An 18001-nucleotide genomic window follows, 5' to 3' on the forward strand; every position below is an offset into this window, starting at 1 on the left:
CTACGCTGACAGTCGCATCCCACGAATCATTTGCGCGCAAGCAAGGAGCCTGCATGACGTTGATACGTCCGCTGTTGGTCGTCTGCCTGGGGCTTGTGTCCCTGCTGTCGGGCTGTAGTAAGGAAGAAACCACCGAAACACTGCCACGCGTAGGCGTGCAACAGGTATCACCCACCGATTTCGCTGCCAGGGTCACCCTGACTGGCGATGTGCAGGCGCGGGTGCAGACCGACCTGTCGTTCCGTGTGGGCGGCAAGATCATCTCGCGCAGTGTCGATGTCGGCGACCACGTAAAGGCCAACCAGGTGCTGGCGCGGCTGGACCCGAAAGACCTGCAGAACAATGTCGACTCGGCCAAGGCCGAGGTGTTCGCCGCGCAGGCGCGGGTCACCCAGACCAGCGCTGCCTTCGTACGCCAGCAAAAGCTGTTACCCAAGGGCTACACCAGCCAGAGCGAATACGATTCCGCCGAAGCCGCGCTGCGCAGCAACCAGAGCGCGCTCAAGGCCGCGCAGGCGCAATTGGCCAATGCCAACGAACAACTGAGCTATACCGCGCTGGTCTCCGAGGCCGATGGGGTCATCACCGAGCGCCAGGCTGAGGTCGGCCAGGTGGTTCAAGCGACCATGCCAATCTTCAGCCTGGCCACCGATGGTGATCGTGATGCCGTGTTCAATGTCTACGAATCGCTGCTGGTGGCCCCGCCCAGCGACGCCGGCGTGATCGTCAGCCTGCTGGACGACCCCAAGGTCCAGGCCCGTGGCTTCGTGCGTGAAATTACCCCTACGGTGTCTGCGCAAAGCGGCACGGTACAGGTCAAGGTCGGGCTGAGGGATGTGCCGCCAGGGATGCAACTGGGTGCACCGGTGACGGCCACCACCAATGCCCAGGGCCGACCAAGTATCGAGCTGCCATGGTCGGCACTGACCAAGGCCCTGCATGAGCCCGCCGTCTGGGTAGTGGGCGAGGGTGACAAGGTAGAGCTGCGCAAGGTCGAGGTCAGCCGTTACCTCACCGGCAGGATCGTGGTCGCCAGTGGCCTGAAAGGCGGCGAGACCGTGGTGGTCAATGGCGGGCAGTTGCTGCACCCCGGCATGCAGGTGCTGAAGATCGATGCCAAGGGCAACGGGGGTGAGCTATGAAGCGCCTGCTGCTGATGCTGTCGGCCGGCGTGCTGTTGGCCGGCTGCAGTAGCGAGGATGAAGTGCCGGAGCCGATTCGGCCGGTACTGTCGGTCAAGGTCGAACCCCAGGTGCAGTCGCAGCTGGGCCGTTTCGCCGGCAGTATCCAGGCACGTTTCGAAAGCACCTTGGGCTTCCGGGTATCCGGGCGTATCGCCCGGCGCTGGCTGGATGTGGGCGCCCAGGTGAAACCGGGGGACACCCTGGCCACCCTCGACCCGACCGACCAGCAGAACCAGTTGCGTGCCGCCGAAGGCGACCTGGCCAAGGTGCAGGCGCAGTGGATCAACGCCCAGGCCGATGCCCGCCGCCAGCAACAGCTGTACGACCGTGGCGTAGGCGCCCAGGCCCAGCTGGATATCGCCCAGACCAACCTTAAAACCACCAGTGCGGCGTTGGAGCAAGCGCGCTCTGCGCTCAGCCAGGCGCGTGACCAGCTCGATTACAGCACCCTGCGCACCGACCACGCCGCGGTAATCACTGCCTGGCAGGCCGAAGCCGGGCAAACCGTCACCGCCGGCCAGGCTGTGGTAACCCTGGCCAGGCCGGATGTGAAGGAAGCGGTGATCGACCTGCCGATCGGCCTGGCCGAGCAGTTGAGCAAAGGCCTGACCTTCACCGTTGCTTCGCAGCTGGACCCGACCATCAACACCACCGCCAGCCTGCGGGAACTGGAGCCCCAGGCCGACGCCACCACGCGCACCCGCCGCGCGCGCCTGACCCTGGCCAGCACCCCGGCGGCCTTCCACCTGGGCACCGCCATCAGCGTGACCCTGAGTTCGGAGGTGTCGCCGCGCAGCGAACTGCCCTTGAGTGCCTTGCTCGAGCGCGACGGCAAGACGCAGGTATGGGTGATCGATACGCAGCAGAAGACTGTGGCCACTCGTGACGTGGCCCTGATCGGCCGCACCGCCGACAGCATCGTCCTGAGCTCGGGCGTACAGCCCGGCGAGCGGGTGGTGACTGCGGGCGTGAACAGCCTCAAGCCCGGCCAGAAGGTCACCTTCGACGAGGATGCGCAATGAAAGGAAGCTTCAACCTGTCCGACTGGGCACTCAAGCATCAATCGTTCGTCTGGTACCTGATGTTCGTTGGCCTGCTGATGGGGATCTTCTCCTACTTCAACCTGGGCCGTGAGGAAGACCCGTCGTTCACCATCAAGACCATGGTCATCCAGACCCGCTGGCCCGGCGCGACCCAGGACGAAACCCTGTACCAGGTCACCGACCGTATCGAGAAGAAGCTCGAGGAACTCGACTCCCTCGACTACACCAAAAGCTACACCCGCCCCGGCGAATCCACGGTCTACGTGTACCTGCGCGATACCACCAAGGCCAAGGACATCCCGGAAATCTGGTACCAGGTGCGCAAGAAGATCCAGGACATTCGCGGTGAATTCCCTGCGGGCATCCAGGGGCCCGGGTTCAACGATGAATTCGGCGATGTGTTCGGTTCTATCTATGCCTTCACCGCCGACGGCCTGACCCTGCGCCAGTTGCGCGACTATGTGGAACAGGCGCGGGCCGAAGTGCGCGATGTGCCCAACATCGGCAAGATCGAGCTGATCGGCACCCAGGACGAAGTGCTTTACCTGAACTTCTCCACCCGCAAGCTGGCAGCCCTGGGCATCGATCAGCGCCAGGTCATGCAGGCCCTGCAATCGCAAAACGCCGTGACCCCTGCCGGTGTGATCGAGGCCGGGCCGGAACGTATCTCGGTGCGTACCTCCGGGCAGTTCACCTCGGAAAAGGACCTGCAAACCGTCAACCTGAAGATCAACGACCGCTTCTTCCGCCTGGCCGACATCGCCGATATCGAGCGCGGCTACGTCGACCCCCCTTCGCCGATGTTCCGCTACAACGGCCAGACGGCGTTGGGCCTGGCCATCGGCATGAAGGCCGGCGGCAATATCCAGGTGTTCGGCGCGGCGCTGAAAAAGCGCATGGACAAGGTGATCGAAGACCTGCCGGTGGGCGTCGGGGTGCACACTGTTTCCGACCAGGCCGTGGTGGTCAAGCAAGCGGTGGGCGGCTTCACCAGTGCGCTGTTCGAGGCGGTGGTGATCGTGCTGGCGGTGAGCTTCGTAAGCCTCGGCGTGCGTGCCGGGCTGGTGGTGGCCTGCTCGATCCCGCTGGTGCTGGCCATGGTGTTCGTGTTCATGGAATACAGCGGCATCACCATGCAGCGGATTTCGCTGGGGGCGCTGATCATCGCCCTGGGCCTGCTGGTGGACGATGCGATGATCACCGTGGAGGTGATGGTCACACGGCTGGAGATGGGCGAAAGCAAGGAGCAGGCGGCGACTTTTGCGTATACCTCCACCGCCTTCCCCATGCTTACCGGCACCCTGGTGACGGTGGCCGGCTTCGTGCCGATCGGCCTCAACGCCAGTTCGGCGGGTGAGTACACCTACACGCTGTTTGCGGTAATTGCCGTGGCGCTGATGGTGTCGTGGGTGGTAGCGGTGTTCTTCGCCCCGGTGCTCGGCGTGCACATTCTCAGCAGCGCCAAGCTCAAGCCCCACGAAGCCGAGCCTGGCCGTGTCGGCCGGGTCTTCGAGCATGGTTTGTTGTGGTGCATGCGCAACCGCTGGCTGACCATCATCGGCACCGTGGTGCTGTTCGCCCTGGCGATCTTCTGCGAGCGTTTCGTGCAGAACCAGTTCTTCCCGTCCTCGGACCGCCCGGAAATCCTCGTCGACCTCAACCTGCCGCAAAACGCCTCAATCGAAGAGACGCGCAAGGTGGTCGACCGCTTCGAGGCGCGGATCAAGGACGACCCGGACCTGGTGCACTGGAGTACCTACATCGGCCAAGGCGCGATCCGCTTCTACCTGCCCCTCGATCAGCAGCTGCAGAACCCGTACTACGCGCAGTTGGTGATCGTCAGCAAGGGCTTCGAGGAACGCCAGGCCATGATGGACCGCCTGCAGAAGATCCTGCATGAAGAGTTCGTTGGCGTCGGCACCAACGTGCAATCGCTGGAAATGGGCCCGCCAGTGGGCCGGCCGATCCAGTATCGGGTCAGCGGCGCCAATATCGACCAGGTACGCAAGCACGCCATCGAGCTGGCCACCTTGCTCGACCAGAACGAGCACATCGGCGAGATGATCTACGACTGGAACGAGCCGGGTAAGGTGCTGCGCGTGGAAATCGCCCAGGACAAGGCGCGCCAGCTGGGCCTGTCGTCGGAGGATGTGGCCAATGTGATGAACAGCATCGTCAGCGGTGTGCAGATCACCCAGGTCAACGACAACATCTACCTGGTCGACGTGGTCGCCCGTGCCGAGGACAGCGAGCGTGGCTCGCCCGATACCCTGCAGAACCTGCAGATCCTGACACCCAACGGCACCTCGATCCCGCTGCTTGCGTTCGCCACCGTGCGCTACGAGCTGGAGCAGCCGCTGGTGTGGCGCCGTGACCGCAAGCCGACCATCACCATCAAGGCCTCGGTCAACGGCGACATCCAGCCCACCGACCTGGTGGCCCAGCTGAAACCGAAGATCGACGAGTTCGCCAGCAAGTTGCCGGTCGGCTTCGAAGTGGCCACCGGCGGTACGGTGGAGGAGAGCGCCAAGGCGCAGGGGCCGATCCGCAAGGTCATCCCGCTGATGCTGTTCCTGATGGCGACGTTCCTGATGATCCAGCTGCACAGCGTGCAGAAGCTGTTCCTGGTGGTCAGCGTGGCGCCGCTGGGGCTGATTGGCGTGATCATTGCGCTGGTGCCCACAGGTACGCCCATGGGCTTCGTGGCGATTCTCGGCATTCTCGCGCTGGCGGGCATCATCATTCGTAACTCGGTGATCCTGGTGACCCAGATCGACGAGTTCGAAGCCCAGGGCTTGTCGCCGTGGGATGCGGTGGTGGAGGCCACCAACCACCGGCGCCGGCCGATTCTGCTGACCGCGGCGGCGGCGAGCCTGGGCATGATCCCGATTGCCCGCGAGGTGTTCTGGGGGCCGATGGCCTACGCCATGATTGGCGGGATCATCGTGGCGACCCTGCTGACGCTGCTGTTCCTGCCGGCCTTGTATGTGGCCTGGTACAAGATCCGCGAGCCACAGAAACACAACTGAAGCCCTGCACGGATCCTGTGGGAGCGGGTTTACCCGCGAATGCGATGGTGGAACCACCGCCGCATTCGCGGGTGAACCCGCTCCCACAGGGCCTTCCGTCGCCTTCGAAATTGTCTTTTGTTTTTGGTTATATAAAAATTCTTAAACAGTATTTTTAAGAATAACCCCGCCTCACTACTATTGCCCTCAAGCCAGGCGCAAATCCCCTTCAAACCTCAGCCCGGCACCCTCACTCCAAGGAGAACGAGCATGAGTGCATCTCTGCGTAGCATCGACGGTCAGGACGAAGCCACCATTCTGCGTGAAATCCAGAGCGCTCTGCGCGACCTGCGATTCGGTGCGGTGGAGATTACCGTGCACAACGCTCAGGTCGTGCAGATCGAGCGCAAGGAGAAGTTCCGCCTGCAGCAGCCCGGCAACAAGACCGGCTGATCGCACCACACATTCAAAACTAGAAAAATGCCAATCGGGAGCTTCACCATGTCCATCCGCCGTTATGCGCTCGCCGCCCTGGCCAGTGCTGTTTTTGCCGGTTCCGCCATCGCCAAGGACTACGAACTGCTGAACGTGTCCTACGACCCGACCCGCGAGCTGTACCAGCAGTACAACGCCGAGTTCATCAAGCACTGGCAACAGGCCCACCCGGGCGACAAGGTGAAGATCCAGCAATCCCACGGCGGTTCGGGCAAGCAGGCCCGTGCGGTGATCGATGGCCTGCGTGCCGACGTGGTGACCCTGGCCCTGGCCGGCGACATCGATGAAGTCGCCAAGCTCGGCAAGACCCTGCCGGACAACTGGCAGACCCGCCTGCCGGATGCCAGCACCCCGTACACCTCGACCATCGTGTTCCTGGTGCGCAAGGGCAACCCGAAAGGCATCAAGGACTGGGGCGACCTGATCAAGAAGGACGTGTCGGTCATCACCCCCAACCCGAAAACCTCCGGCGGCGCCCGTTGGAACTTCCTGGCTGCCTGGGCCTATGGCCTGAAGACCGGCGGTAGCGAAGAGAAAGCCAAGGCCTACGTGCAGGAGCTGTTCAAGCACGTGCCGGTGCTGGACACCGGCGCCCGTGGCTCGACCATCACCTTCGTCAACAACGGCCAGGGCGATGTGCTGCTGGCCTGGGAAAACGAAGCCTTCCTGGCACTGAAGGAAGACGGTGGCGCCGACAAGTTCGAGATCGTCGTGCCGTCGCTGTCGATCCTCGCCGAGCCGCCGGTGGCGGTGGTGGACAAGAACGCCGAGAAGAAGGGCAATACCGAGATTGCCAGCGAATACCTCAAGCACCTGTACAGCCCGGCCGGGCAGAAGATCGCAGCCGAGAACTTCTACCGCCCGCGTGACGAGAAGGTCGCTGCCGAGTTCGGCAAGCAGTTCCCGAAACTGGACCTGGTGACCATCGACAAGGACTTTGGTGGCTGGAAGACTGCACAACCTAAATTCTTCAATGATGGCGGTGTGTTCGACCAGATCTATCAGGCACAGTAAGGGCCAAGGAAAAGCGGGGCCGCGCTGCGGCCCATCGCGACACAAGGCCGCTCCTACAGAGGTACGCGCACCCCTGTAGGAGCGGCCTTGCGTCGCGATGGGCTGCAAAGCAGCCCCAGGATTTCAGAAGCTAGCACCAGCCCGGGATCGTTCCCGGGCCAAGTGCGTTCAACCAGGGATATTTATGTCACGCCGCATTTCCCCCGTCATACCCGGCTTCGGGCTGACGCTGGGCTACACCTTGGTGTACCTCAGCCTGATCGTGCTGATACCGCTGGCCGCCATGTTCGTGCATGCCGCGCAGCTTACCTGGGAGCAGTTCTGGAACGTCATCAGTGCGCCGCGGGTGATCGCCGCGCTCAAGCTGAGTTTCGGCACCGCCCTGTTCGCCGCCATCATCAACGGAGTGATCGGCACCCTGCTGGCCTGGGTGCTGGTGCGCTACACCTTCCCCGGGCGCAAGATCATCGATGCGATGATCGACCTGCCGTTCGCCCTGCCCACGGCCGTAGCCGGTATCGCCCTGACCGCCCTGTACGCGCCTTCGGGCTGGGTCGGCCAGTTCGCCACCGACCTGGGTTTCAAGATCGCCTACACCCCGCTGGGCATCACCCTGGCGCTGACCTTCGTCACCCTGCCGTTCGTGGTGCGGACGGTGCAGCCGGTACTGGCCGACATTCCGCGTGAAGTGGAGGAGGCTGCCGCCTGCCTGGGCGCCAAGCCGCTGCAGGTGTTCCGCCACGTGCTGGCGCCAGCGCTGCTGCCTGCCTGGCTGACAGGCTTTGCCCTGGCCTTCGCCCGCGGCGTGGGCGAGTATGGTTCGGTGATCTTCATTGCCGGCAACATGCCGATGAAGACCGAGATCCTGCCGCTGCTGATCATGGTCAAGCTCGACCAGTACGACTACACCGGCGCGACCGCTATCGGCGTGCTGATGCTGGTGGTTTCCTTCATCCTGCTGCTGCTGATCAACCTGCTGCAGCGCCGCATCGAAACCCCTTGAAGGAGGCCGGCATGTCCAGTTCATCCCTGAATGCAACCGCCGCCGCCAACGCCGCCCGCCGGGGCAGCGTCACTTCGCGGCGTATTCTGATCGGCCTTGGCTGGCTGGTGTTCGCGCTGTTCCTGCTGCTGCCACTGGTGATCGTGGTATCGCAGGCACTGAAGAACGGCTTTGGCACCTTCTTCGAAGCGATCTTCGAGCCTGACGCGTTGTCGGCGCTGAAGCTGACCCTGCTCGCCGTGGTCATTTCGGTACCGCTGAACCTGGTGTTCGGCGTCAGCGCCGCCTGGTGCGTGAGCAAGTACACCTTCCGTGGCAAGAGTATCCTGGTCACCCTGATCGACCTGCCGTTCTCGGTATCGCCGGTGATCGCCGGCCTGGTCTACGTGCTGATGTTCGGTGCGCAAGGCCTGTTCGGGCCGTGGCTGCAGGACCACGATATCCAGATCGTGTTCGCCCTGCCGGGCATCGTCCTGGCCACCATCTTCGTCACCGTACCGTTCGTGGCCCGTGAGCTGATCCCGCTGATGCAGGAGCAGGGCACGCAGGAAGAGGAGGCCGCGCGCCTGCTCGGCGCCAATGGCTGGCAGATGTTCTGGCACGTGACCCTGCCGAACATCAAATGGGGCCTGATCTACGGCGTGGTGCTGTGCACCGCGCGGGCCATGGGCGAGTTTGGCGCGGTGTCGGTGGTGTCCGGCCACATTCGCGGCGTGACCAATACCTTGCCGCTGCATGTGGAGATCCTCTACAACGAGTACAACCATGTCGCGGCCTTCAGCGTGGCCAGCCTGTTGCTGATCCTGGCGCTCTTCATCCTGCTGCTCAAGCAGTGGAGCGAGAACCGTATTAACCGCCTGCGCCACAGCGCCGCGGAGGAATGATTCATGTCGATCGAAGTTCGTAACGTCAGCAAGCGCTTCAACAGCTTCCAGGCCCTGGACAACATCAACCTGGACATCAACAGCGGCGAGCTGGTGGCCCTGCTCGGCCCGTCCGGCTGCGGCAAGACCACGTTGCTGCGCATCATCGCCGGCCTGGAAACCCCCGATCAGGGCAATATCGTGTTCCATGGCGAGGACGTGTCCGGCCATGACGTGCGCGACCGCAACGTCGGTTTCGTGTTCCAGCACTACGCGTTGTTCCGCCACATGAGTGTGTTCGACAACGTTGCCTTCGGCCTGCGCATGAAGCCCAAGGGCGAGCGCCCGAGCGAGAGCAAGATTGCCGAGAAGGTGCATGAACTGCTGAACATGGTGCAGCTGGACTGGCTGTCCGACCGCTACCCCGAGCAGTTGTCCGGTGGCCAGCGCCAGCGTATCGCCCTGGCCCGTGCGCTGGCGGTGGAGCCCAAGGTGCTGTTGCTGGACGAGCCTTTCGGTGCGCTGGATGCCAAGGTGCGCAAGGAGCTGCGCCGCTGGCTGGCACGCCTGCACGAGGACATCAACCTGACGTCGGTGTTCGTCACCCACGACCAGGAAGAAGCCATGGAGGTGGCCGACCGCATCGTGGTGATGAACAAGGGTGTGATCGAGCAGATCGGCTCGCCGGGCGAGGTGTACGAGCACCCGGCCAACGATTTCGTCTACCACTTCCTCGGTGATTCCAACCGCCTGGCCCTGAGCGAAGGGCATCATGTGCTGTTCCGCCCGCACGAAGTGTCGTTGTCGCGACACGAGACCGAAGGGCACCATGCGGCCGAGGTGCGCGACATCCGGCCGTTGGGCGCGACCACGCGGGTGACCTTGAAGGTGGAAGGGCAGAGCGAGCTGATCGAGGCCGAAGTGGTCAAGGACCATGACAGCCTGACCGGGTTGGCGCGGGGGGAAACATTGTTCTTCCGGCCGAAGGTTTGGCAGAAGGTGGCGGATATCTGAGTCGCCTTTGATGATGAAAAAGCCCGGGGTTGGTCCTGGGCTTTTTTATGCCTGATGGATTGCCGGGGCTGCTTTGCAGCCCATCGCAGCACAAGGCTGCTCCTACAAGGACCGCGCATTGCCTGAACTTGCGCGGTCCCTGTAGGAGCAGCCTTGTGCTGCGAATCGAGGGCGTAGCCCTCGCGGCAATCTCATGCCTTGCGCGAATATTTTGAATGCCTGCAAAGCATGATTCATGGCTCGCTCTGCTACACCCCGCGAAACTCGCGGCGTTGAGAAACTCGCCAAAATCTATATTCAGTAAAGTTCTAATCATAACTGTAAACATTACTTTAAGAGATAAGCCCCTGACCCCGATGATTCAGCCACACACCTGAATCGAGTCCCAGGAGTTTGATCAATGGGTAATGTCCAGTCGGCCGTCAGGGCCTACGACCAGCCATGGCGCCCGGCACCGGGTGACCTGGTCGACCTTGGACGCACGCTTCGCCTCCCGCTTGGCCAGCTGCGCCTGCAACGCACGCCTGTCAGCGGGCTCAAGCGCCGCGACAAGCTGGTGTTGGGCCTGCTGGTGCTGGCCCTGCATGGCGCTGCAGCGTACTGGGTCAGCCAGGCACCAACGCCCGAGCTGCCGGTGGTGCCACCGCAAGTACCGCCGATGACCATCGAGTTCGCCGCGCCGGCACCACCTGTAGTCGAGCCACCGCCACCAGCCCCGGCACCGCCGGTGGTCCAGCCGCCACCGCCGCCCGTGGTCGACGAGCTGGCCGCCAAGCCCAAACCCAAGCCAAAGCCCGTGCCCAAGCCGGTGGTCAAGCAACAGCCCAAGCCGCAGCCCAAGCCGGTCGTAGCGCCGCCGCCAGCCCCTGTGGCTGCCCCGGCCCCGCCAGCGCCACCCGCGCCGGCCCCGGTCACCCCGGCATCGGCCAACGCGGCGTACCTGAAGAACCCGGCGCCGGAGTACCCGCAGATGGCCCAACGCCGCGGTTGGGAAGGCACCGTGCTGCTGCGCGTCGAGGTGCTGCCCAGCGGCAAGCCCGGGCAGATCCAGATCCAGAAGAGCAGCGGCCGTGATGCCCTCGACGCTGCCGCACTGGCCGCGGTCAAGCGCTGGAGCTTCGTGCCTGCCAAGCAGGGCGACGTGGCCCAGACCGGCTGGGTCAGCGTGCCGATCGATTTCAAGCTTCGCTAACTTTTTCGCAGAACACAGGAAGACATCATCATGAGCCTGCTGGCATCCCCCCTCGAATCCGTTGAAAGCGCAGTCATCTGGCTGCTGGTCGGTTTTTCTGTCGTCACCTGGGGCCTGGCCCTGGTCAAGGTCGTGCAGTTCGTGCGGCTGAAGAACCAGGACAAACGCTTCCACCAGCAATTCTGGGCCGCCTCGAGCCTGGACTCGGCTGCCGAGCCCAGCCACGAACTGCCTGGCCCTGCCGCCCGTGTTGCCCAGGCCGGTTATGCCGCCATCGCTGTCGGTGACAGCCAGGCCAATGACCTGAGCCACGCCATCAACCACCAGGACCGCCTGGAGCGCGCCCTGCGCCAGCAGATCGTGCGTGAGCGCCGTTCGCTGGAAACCGGCCTGGCGGTGGTCGCCAGTATTGGCAGTACCTCGCCCTTCATCGGCCTGTTCGGCACCGTCTGGGGCATCATGGAAGCGCTCAAGGGCATCAGCGCGGCCGGTTCCGCCAGCCTGGAAACCGTGGCCGGGCCGATTGGCGCGGCACTGGTGGCCACCGGCGTGGGTATCGCCGTCGCGGTGCCGGCGGTGCTGGTCTACAACTACTTCCTGCGCCGCCTCAAGCTCACCGCCGCCGACCTCGATGACTTCGCCCACGACTTCTACAGCCTGGCGCAGAAGAGTGCCTTCCGCGTGCTGGTGCACCCGGCCGTGCACAGGCCCCAGGCCGGTTTCACCCAACCGGTGAAGGAGGCGTCCTGACATGGCCTTTTCGACCCAGGACAGCGACGAAGTCCTCAGTGAAATCAACGTCACGCCGTTGGTGGACGTCATGCTGGTGCTGCTGGTGGTGTTCATCGTCACCGCGCCGCTGCTGACCAATGCCATCCCCATCAACCTGCCCAAGACCGAGGCCGTGGCCCCGGTGGAGCAGAAGGACCCGCTGGTGGTCAGCATCGACGGTGATGGCAAGTTGTTCATCAACAAGGACGAGATCCAGCCCGACCTGCTGGAAACCAGCCTCAAGGCCGCCAAGGACAAGGACGTGGACGTGCGCGTACAGCTGCAGGCCGATGACGGCGTGAACTACGGCGAAGTGGCGCGGGCCATGGCGGCTATCGAACGTGCGGGGATCAGCAAGCTGGCGGTGATTACCGCGCGCTGAACCCGTCAACTTTCTTCAGGCAAGTGCTTAGGGGCCATATCTCTTGGCAGGGGATGGCCCTTTTTTTTTGCCGGATTTCATGGCTATCAATGCCCCCTGTGGGAGCGGGTTCACCCGCGAATGCGATGTAGGCATCACCGACGCATTCGCGGGTAAACCCGCTCCCACAAGGATTGCATTTTGGTTATTAATAAATAGCTCCTTATTCCTTTACTGATATAACTCCCTCCCTATACTTGTCTCCAAGCACGCAAACTTACTGGAGGCGTCCCCATGCGCAATGAGTCGATTCGTTACCTGATTGTGCCGGGCTGGCAAGGATCGCCAGACAACCATTGGCAAAGTCACTGGCAGCGCACCCTGCCCAACAGTGCCCGGGTCGAGCAGCACGACTGGCTTACCCCGCAACGTAAGGACTGGGTGCAGGCACTGGAGCAGGCGATTGCCGCCGAGCGCTCGCCGGTGATTCTGATTGCCCATAGCCTGGGCTGCATAACCGTCGCTCATTGGGCCGCGCAAGCCAGCCCGGCCCTGCTGCGGCGGGTACGTGGCGCGCTGCTGGTGGCACCCGCTGACGTAGAGCGGCCAACCTGCGCGCCGGCTCTGCGCAACTTCGCGCCGATCCCGACCGAAGCACTGCCATTTCCCAGCCAGGTGGTCAGCTCGGACAACGACCCGGCCGTGAGCGTGCCAAGGGCGTTGTACCTGGCCCAGGTCTGGGGCGCCGAAGCAGGGCTGCTGACCAACGCCGGGCACATCAACGTCAAGTCCGGCCATGAGCGCTGGGAACAAGGTTTCGCCTACTTGTATCGCTTGCAGAGCCGGGTCGAGCAGCGCGCACTGCGCCGCGCCTGATCGCCCTTATTGTTTACCGTTTGCCTGACGCCCGGCCATTGAAGGCCTGGGGCGGGAGTTTGTCATGACTTTTCAAAACCCTTTTGGCCAGCCGTTGCTGACCTTCCCTGAGCTGGACAAGAGCCCGTTGAGCATCCGCGCCAAGGCGCTGGTGTTCATCGACCCACGTTCGCAGCAGCTGCGCGAGGAGCTCGAGCACCTGGCGCCACAACCCTTGCCAGTGCTGATCCGTGGCGAAACCGGTACCGGCAAGGAACTGCTGGCTCGGCAGATCCACCGTGCCAGTGACCGCAGCGGGTTGTTCGTGTCGGTCAACTGCGCGGCCATCAGCCCCACCTACGCCGATGCCGAGCTGTTCGGCTACAGCGCTGGCAGCCAGGGCGGCACAGCCAGCAGCCGTGCCGGCTGGTTCGGCTCGGCCAACGGCGGCACGTTGTACCTGGACGAGATCGCCGACTTGCCGCTGGCCATCCAGGGCAAGCTGCTGGCGGCCCTGGAAAACCGCGAGGTTACCCGGGTGGGCGCGCCGCAGCCGCAACCGGTGGACGTGCGCCTGGTGGCCGCTACCAGTATCGACCTGGCGCGGGTAGTGCGCGCAGGGCGCTTCAACGAGCGCCTGTATCAATACCTGCGCGAGGGGGCGCTGGAGCTGCCGCCACTGCGCGAGCGGCCAGGCGATATCCTGCCGTTGGCCGAGTACTTCGTGGGCATCTACAGCGTGCGCCTGCAACGGCCTGTGCCGCTGGTGAGCGAGGCGGCGCAGCAGGCGCTGGAGGCACACCCATGGCCCGGCAACACCCGTGAACTGGAGAACGTCATCCACTTCGCCTTGCTGGTGAATGACGGCGAAGAGATCCTCGCTGAAGACCTCGACCTGCCAAACCCCGCGCGCTAGACATCGCTCATAAGCAAAGTGGCTGATGGCAGTTTGTTTTTGGAATAAGAAGCTAAATAAAAGATATTGTTACGGAATAAAAAATCTGGGTATTGTCCGCCTCACGCCCGCTGGTGAACCGGTTGGGCACCCGATTCGCCATCGTCGATGGCCCAGACCAGAACAAGGACCACCATGAAGAAGACCCTGCTGACCACTGCCCTGGCTGCTGCCCTGTCGTTTGCCGGCCTGGCTGCCGCCGCCGAGAAACTGGTGGTTGCCGCCACCCCGGTACCGCACGCCGAAATCCTCGAGCTGATCAAGCCGACCCTGGCCAAGGAAGGTGTGGACCTGCAGATCAAAGTCTTCACTGACTACGTGCAGCCGAACGTGCAGGTTGACCAGAAGCGCCTGGACGCCAACTACTTCCAGACCCTGCCGTACCTGCAGAACTTCAACGAAGGCAAGGGCACCCACCTGGATACCGTGATCGGCGTGCACGTCGAACCCTTCGGTGGTTACTCGAAGAAGGTCAAGAGCCTGAGCGAACTGAAAGAAGGCGCTACCGTTGCCATCCCTAACGAGGGCAGCAACAGCGGCCGCGCCCTGCTGCTGTTGCAGAAGGCTGGCCTGATCACCCTGAAGGATCCGAAGAACGCCCTGGCCACTCCCAAGGACATTGCCGAGAACCCGAAGAAGCTGAAGTTCCGCGAGCTTGAGTCGGCCATGCTGCCGCGTGTGCTGGACCAGGTCGACCTGGACATGATCAACACCAACTACGCCCTGGAAGCCGGCCTGAACCCGGCCAAGGACGCGCTGGTGATCGAAGGCAGCGACTCGCCATACGTGAACTTCCTGGTCGCCCGCCCGGACAACAAGGACAGCGAAGCCATCCAGAAACTGGCCAAGGCCCTGACCAGCCCGGAAGTGAAGGAATTCATCGCCAAGAAGTACCAAGGTGCGGTGCTGCCGGCGTTCTGATGCGCTTGCATTACCTTGCATGACCCAACGCCGACACCCTTGTGTCGGCGTTTTTGTTTGTGGGCTTAGTTACCTGTGGGAGCGGGTTTACCCGCGAACACGGGCGAAGCCCGTGCCATCCACCGCGTTGTCTGCTTCGCGGGTAAACCCGCTCCCACAAGGTCCTGCGTGCGCCGTCAGTACATGCATCCAGCGCGGAACACTCAGTGATATGCATATTCTACAAAGGTATTTATCAAAAAGTTTTTAGATCATTAGAGTCTAGCTATCGTGCGCACGCGCACCCTGCAGACCTGCTTCACCATGACCCTCGACACCGCATTCATCCTCGGCACGCTGCCCGCCTTCCTCAAGGCCGTGGGCGTGACCCTGCAGGTCGGCCTGATCGCCATCGCCACCTCGCTGCTGGTCGCCCTGGTCAACGCCACACTGCTGGTATTACGCACCCCGTACCTGTCGCGCCTGGTAAAAGCCTACGTGGAGCTGGCCCGCAACACGCCGCTGCTGATCCAGCTGTTCTTCGTCTACTTCGCCTTGCCCAGCCTGGGCCTGAAGATTTCCGGCTTTGCCGCAGCGATCATCACCATGACCTTCATGGGCGGTGCCTACCTCACCGAGGTGCTGCGTGCCGGCATCGAGGCCGTACCCCGTGCCCAGCTGGAGTCCGGGCGCTCCATCGGCCTGTCCGAAGGCCAGCTACTGCGCCATGTGGTGTTGCCCCAGGCCGGCATCCTCAGCCTGCCGGCACTGTTCGCCAACTTCATCTTCCTGCTCAAGGAAACCACCGTGGTGTCGGCGGTGGCCGTGCCGGAAATTCTCTACACCACCAAGAACTACATCGCGCTGTACTACAAGACCTATGAAATGCTCACCGTGCTGACCCTGCTCTGTGTGCTGCTGTTCCTGCCGCTGTCGTTGCTGCTGCGCTATGTCGAAAGGAGGCTGCAACATGGCCAGTTCGGCGTCTGACCTGCTGCTGCAGGCATTGCCGCAGCTGGCTGGCGGTGCGGCGCAGACCTTGGCCATCTCTGCACTGGGCATCCTCTTCGCGACGCTGGGCGGTGTGCTTTATGGCGTGCTGGCAACCTTGGGCAACCGGGCCCTGAACATTGCCTTGCAGGTGTACCTGGAGCTGTTCCGTGCCATCCCCGTGCTGGTCTGGCTGTACCTGGTGTTCTTCGGCTTGCCGATCTTCCTGGCCTTGAGCATCCCCAGCTTCTGGTGCGCGGTGCTGGTGCTGGGCCTGTGGGGCGCCAGCGAGGTGGGCGAGGTGGTGCGTGGCGCGCTGCGCTCGCTGCCGCGCGGCCAGCGCGAGGCGGGGTTGTCGATCGGCCTGGCCGGCTGGCAGCTGTATGGCTACGTGCTGTTGCCACAGGCGCTCAAGCGCATGACCCCGCCGACCATCAACATTTACACGCGGATCATCAAGACCAGCTCGCTGGCGGTGCTGATCGGCGTGGTCGAGGTAATCAAGGCCGGCCAGCAGATCATCGAACGCACCTACGAGTCGGTGCTGATCTACGGCGCCTTGTTCCTGTTCTTCTTCATCGTCTGCTATCCGCTGTCCGCCGCTTCACGCGTGCTGGAACGCCGCTGGGCCCACTCATGAGCGCATTGATCGAATTCCAGGGTTTCAACAAGTTCTTTGGCGAGCACCAGGTGCTCAAGGACGTCGACCTCCAGGTGGCGGCCGGCGAGGTGGTGGTCATCCTCGGTCCCAGCGGTTGTGGCAAAAGCACGCTGCTGCGCTGCCTCAACGGGCTGGAGCAGGCCCACGGCGGCCACCTGCGCCTGGCCGGGCAGGAGCTGCTCGACCCGCGCACCGATTGGCGCGAGATCCGCCAGCGGGTCGGCATGGTGTTCCAGAGCTATCACCTGTTCGGCCACATGAGCGTGATCGACAACCTGCTGCTTGGCCCGCTCAAGGTGCAAAGGCGCGAGCGCGCCGAAGCCCAGGCCCAGGCCGAGACGTTGCTGGCGCGGGTCGGCCTGCTGGACAAACGCGACGCTTTTCCCCGGCAGTTGTCCGGGGGCCAGCAACAGCGCATCGCCATCGTGCGTTCGCTGTGCATGAACCCCGAGGTGATGCTGTTCGACGAGGTTACCGCAGCCCTCGACCCGGAAATGGTCAAGGAGGTGCTGCAGGTGATCCAGGGCCTGGCCCGCGACGGCATGACCTTGCTCATCGTTACCCACGAAATGGCCTTCGCTCGCGCGGTGGCCGACCGCATCGTGTTCATGGAGGCCGGCAGGATCCTTGAACAGGGCGACCCCGAGAGCTTCTTCACACGACCGCGGACCGCACGCGCGCAGCAGTTCCTGGAGAAATTCTCCTTCGTAGAAAGCCTGCCGAAGACACTGCACAAGGAACTGTCATGAAAACTGCCAACCTCACCAAACTGCTGGCGCCGTTGTTCGGCCTGGCCCTGCTGGCCGGCTGCAACAAGGCTGAAGAACCACCCACGCCCGCGGCGGCCTCGCCGGCCACCAGCTACCTGGAAACCATCAAGGCCCGCGACAAGCTGATTGTCGGGGTGTTCACCGACAAGCCGCCGTTCGGTTTCGTCGATGAGCGGGGCCGCTACGTGGGCTTTGACACCGATATCGGCCGGCGCCTGGCCAAGGACCTGCTGGGTGATGAAAACAAGGTCGAGTTCGTTGCCGTGGAGCCGGCCAGCCGTATCCCGTTCCTGCAGAGCGACAAGGTCGACCTGATCCTCGCCAACATGACCGTGACCCCGGAGCGCAAGGAAGCGGTGGACTTCACCAACCCCAACCTGCGCGTTGCCGTGCAGGCCATCGTCGCGGATGGCAGCCCGGTGCAGAAGCTCGACGACCTGGCCGACAAGACCATCATCGTCACCACCGGCACTACCGCTGATATCTGGCTGACCAAGAACCACCCGGACTGGAAACTGCTCAAGTTCGAGAAGAACAGCGAGTCGCTGCAGGCGCTGGCCACCGGGCGTGGCGATGCCTATGCGCAGGACAACCTGATTCTGTTCAGCTGGGCCAAGCAGAACCCGGGGTACCGCGTGCTGCCTGAGCTGCTGGGTGACGAGGCACCGATTGCACCGGCGGTGAAAAAGGGCAACACCGAGCTGCGTGACTGGGTGAATGCCGAGCTGGCCAAGCTGGGGGAGGAGAAGTTTCTGCTGAAGCTGTATGACCAGTATGTGCGCAAAGAACTGAGCGATGACACCAAGCCGGAAAGCGTGATTGTGGAAGGGGGCAAGTGGCAGGGTTAGTCAGGTAAATAAGGCCATTGTGGGAGCGGGTTCACCCGCGAACACCGGCGAAGCCGGTGCCATGCACCGCGTTG

General features: G+C 63.2%; 18 protein-coding genes. All 18 read left to right on the plus strand.

Annotated elements, in window-relative coordinates:
- The first annotated feature begins 53 nt into the window (after positions 1-53).
- Positions 54-1142: an efflux RND transporter periplasmic adaptor subunit gene (locus tag ABIB24_RS10760; protein ID WP_075046698.1), complete on the plus strand. Its 1089-nt coding sequence runs from the start codon at positions 54-56 to the stop codon at positions 1140-1142.
- Positions 1139-2206: an efflux RND transporter periplasmic adaptor subunit gene (locus ABIB24_RS10765; protein WP_137162629.1), complete on the plus strand. Its 1068-nt coding sequence runs from the start codon at positions 1139-1141 to the stop codon at positions 2204-2206. The genes ABIB24_RS10760 and ABIB24_RS10765 overlap by 4 nt, the downstream gene beginning before the upstream one ends.
- Positions 2203-5256, plus strand: coding sequence for an efflux RND transporter permease subunit (locus ABIB24_RS10770; RefSeq protein ID WP_274078257.1), 3054 nt, complete (start codon positions 2203-2205; stop codon positions 5254-5256). The genes ABIB24_RS10765 and ABIB24_RS10770 overlap by 4 nt, the downstream gene beginning before the upstream one ends.
- 249 nt (positions 5257-5505) lie before the next feature.
- Positions 5506-5688 carry a sulfur starvation response protein OscA gene (gene oscA / locus ABIB24_RS10775; RefSeq protein ID WP_003258557.1) on the plus strand — a complete coding sequence of 61 codons (183 nt, stop codon included), beginning with the start codon at positions 5506-5508 and terminating at the stop codon, positions 5686-5688.
- 48 nt (positions 5689-5736) lie between these two features.
- Positions 5737-6744, plus strand: a complete 1008-nt coding sequence (locus tag ABIB24_RS10780; RefSeq protein WP_025341029.1) for a sulfate ABC transporter substrate-binding protein — start codon at positions 5737-5739, stop codon at positions 6742-6744.
- A gap of 184 nt (positions 6745-6928) precedes the next feature.
- Positions 6929-7747, plus strand: coding sequence for a sulfate ABC transporter permease subunit CysT (gene cysT / locus ABIB24_RS10785; RefSeq protein WP_046613605.1), 819 nt, complete (start codon positions 6929-6931; stop codon positions 7745-7747).
- A gap of 11 nt (positions 7748-7758) precedes the next feature.
- On the plus strand, positions 7759-8631 hold the full coding sequence (gene cysW, locus ABIB24_RS10790; RefSeq protein WP_137162628.1) for a sulfate ABC transporter permease subunit CysW: 873 nt from the start codon (positions 7759-7761) through the stop codon (positions 8629-8631).
- Positions 8632-8634: 3 nt separating this feature from the next.
- A complete protein-coding gene (locus ABIB24_RS10795) occupies positions 8635-9624 on the plus strand; it encodes a sulfate/molybdate ABC transporter ATP-binding protein (protein WP_013974693.1) in 990 nt (329 codons plus the stop codon).
- A gap of 400 nt (positions 9625-10024) precedes the next feature.
- Positions 10025-10816, plus strand: coding sequence for an energy transducer TonB (locus tag ABIB24_RS10800; RefSeq protein WP_274078256.1), 792 nt, complete (start codon positions 10025-10027; stop codon positions 10814-10816).
- Positions 10817-10846: 30 nt separating this feature from the next.
- Entirely contained in the window at positions 10847-11566 is a 720-nt protein-coding gene (locus ABIB24_RS10805; protein ID WP_046613603.1) for a MotA/TolQ/ExbB proton channel family protein, read from the plus strand.
- A gap of 1 nt (position 11567) precedes the next feature.
- The gene (locus tag ABIB24_RS10810) at positions 11568-11969 is read left to right on the plus strand and encodes an ExbD/TolR family protein (RefSeq protein WP_025341024.1); all 402 of its coding nucleotides are present in this window, start codon (positions 11568-11570) and stop codon (positions 11967-11969) included.
- A 273-nt stretch (positions 11970-12242) separates the two neighbouring features.
- Positions 12243-12824, plus strand: coding sequence for an alpha/beta hydrolase (locus ABIB24_RS10815; RefSeq protein WP_025341023.1), 582 nt, complete (start codon positions 12243-12245; stop codon positions 12822-12824).
- A 64-nt stretch (positions 12825-12888) separates the two neighbouring features.
- Positions 12889-13719, plus strand: coding sequence for a sigma 54-interacting transcriptional regulator (locus ABIB24_RS10820; RefSeq protein ID WP_274078254.1), 831 nt, complete (start codon positions 12889-12891; stop codon positions 13717-13719).
- A gap of 174 nt (positions 13720-13893) precedes the next feature.
- Complete coding sequence (locus ABIB24_RS10825) at positions 13894-14679, plus strand: MetQ/NlpA family ABC transporter substrate-binding protein (RefSeq protein ID WP_025341021.1); 786 nt, start codon at positions 13894-13896, stop codon at positions 14677-14679.
- Positions 14680-14982: 303 nt separating this feature from the next.
- Positions 14983-15648 (plus strand): amino acid ABC transporter permease, encoded by a 666-nt coding sequence (locus tag ABIB24_RS10830; RefSeq protein ID WP_075047059.1) that lies wholly within the window; start codon positions 14983-14985, stop codon positions 15646-15648.
- On the plus strand, positions 15629-16288 hold the full coding sequence (locus tag ABIB24_RS10835) for an amino acid ABC transporter permease (protein ID WP_354316426.1): 660 nt from the start codon (positions 15629-15631) through the stop codon (positions 16286-16288). The genes ABIB24_RS10830 and ABIB24_RS10835 overlap by 20 nt, the downstream gene beginning before the upstream one ends.
- Positions 16285-17058, plus strand: coding sequence for an amino acid ABC transporter ATP-binding protein (locus ABIB24_RS10840; protein WP_137162625.1), 774 nt, complete (start codon positions 16285-16287; stop codon positions 17056-17058). Before ABIB24_RS10835 ends, ABIB24_RS10840 begins: the two co-directional genes overlap by 4 nt.
- A complete protein-coding gene (locus ABIB24_RS10845; protein WP_137162624.1) occupies positions 17055-17927 on the plus strand; it encodes a transporter substrate-binding domain-containing protein in 873 nt (290 codons plus the stop codon). The genes ABIB24_RS10840 and ABIB24_RS10845 overlap by 4 nt, the downstream gene beginning before the upstream one ends.
- The last annotated feature ends 74 nt before the right edge of the window (positions 17928-18001 follow it).

Source organism: Pseudomonas sp. UYEF17 (assembly GCF_040546125.1).
In the GTDB taxonomy this organism is placed as follows: Bacteria; Pseudomonadota; Gammaproteobacteria; order Pseudomonadales; family Pseudomonadaceae; genus Aquipseudomonas; species Aquipseudomonas putida_Z.

Excerpts from the sequence above, each read along its gene's own strand:
- ABIB24_RS10760 (WP_075046698.1), top strand. The coding sequence starts at position 54 with ATGACGTTGATACGTCCGCTGTTGGTCGTCTGCCTGGGGCTTGTGTCC.
- ABIB24_RS10765 (WP_137162629.1), top strand. The coding sequence starts at position 1,139 with ATGAAGCGCCTGCTGCTGATGCTGTCGGCCGGCGTGCTGTTGGCCGGC.
- ABIB24_RS10770 (WP_274078257.1), top strand. The coding sequence starts at position 2,203 with ATGAAAGGAAGCTTCAACCTGTCCGACTGGGCACTCAAGCATCAATCG.
- oscA (WP_003258557.1), top strand. The coding sequence starts at position 5,506 with ATGAGTGCATCTCTGCGTAGCATCGACGGTCAGGACGAAGCCACCATT.
- ABIB24_RS10780 (WP_025341029.1), top strand. The coding sequence starts at position 5,737 with ATGTCCATCCGCCGTTATGCGCTCGCCGCCCTGGCCAGTGCTGTTTTT.
- cysT (WP_046613605.1), top strand. The coding sequence starts at position 6,929 with ATGTCACGCCGCATTTCCCCCGTCATACCCGGCTTCGGGCTGACGCTG.
- cysW (WP_137162628.1), top strand. The coding sequence starts at position 7,759 with ATGTCCAGTTCATCCCTGAATGCAACCGCCGCCGCCAACGCCGCCCGC.
- ABIB24_RS10795 (WP_013974693.1), top strand. The coding sequence starts at position 8,635 with ATGTCGATCGAAGTTCGTAACGTCAGCAAGCGCTTCAACAGCTTCCAG.
- ABIB24_RS10800 (WP_274078256.1), top strand. The coding sequence starts at position 10,025 with ATGGGTAATGTCCAGTCGGCCGTCAGGGCCTACGACCAGCCATGGCGC.
- ABIB24_RS10805 (WP_046613603.1), top strand. The coding sequence starts at position 10,847 with ATGAGCCTGCTGGCATCCCCCCTCGAATCCGTTGAAAGCGCAGTCATC.
- ABIB24_RS10810 (WP_025341024.1), top strand. The coding sequence starts at position 11,568 with ATGGCCTTTTCGACCCAGGACAGCGACGAAGTCCTCAGTGAAATCAAC.
- ABIB24_RS10815 (WP_025341023.1), top strand. The coding sequence starts at position 12,243 with ATGCGCAATGAGTCGATTCGTTACCTGATTGTGCCGGGCTGGCAAGGA.
- ABIB24_RS10820 (WP_274078254.1), top strand. The coding sequence starts at position 12,889 with ATGACTTTTCAAAACCCTTTTGGCCAGCCGTTGCTGACCTTCCCTGAG.
- ABIB24_RS10825 (WP_025341021.1), top strand. The coding sequence starts at position 13,894 with ATGAAGAAGACCCTGCTGACCACTGCCCTGGCTGCTGCCCTGTCGTTT.
- ABIB24_RS10830 (WP_075047059.1), top strand. The coding sequence starts at position 14,983 with ATGACCCTCGACACCGCATTCATCCTCGGCACGCTGCCCGCCTTCCTC.
- ABIB24_RS10835 (WP_354316426.1), top strand. The coding sequence starts at position 15,629 with ATGGCCAGTTCGGCGTCTGACCTGCTGCTGCAGGCATTGCCGCAGCTG.
- ABIB24_RS10840 (WP_137162625.1), top strand. The coding sequence starts at position 16,285 with ATGAGCGCATTGATCGAATTCCAGGGTTTCAACAAGTTCTTTGGCGAG.
- ABIB24_RS10845 (WP_137162624.1), top strand. The coding sequence starts at position 17,055 with ATGAAAACTGCCAACCTCACCAAACTGCTGGCGCCGTTGTTCGGCCTG.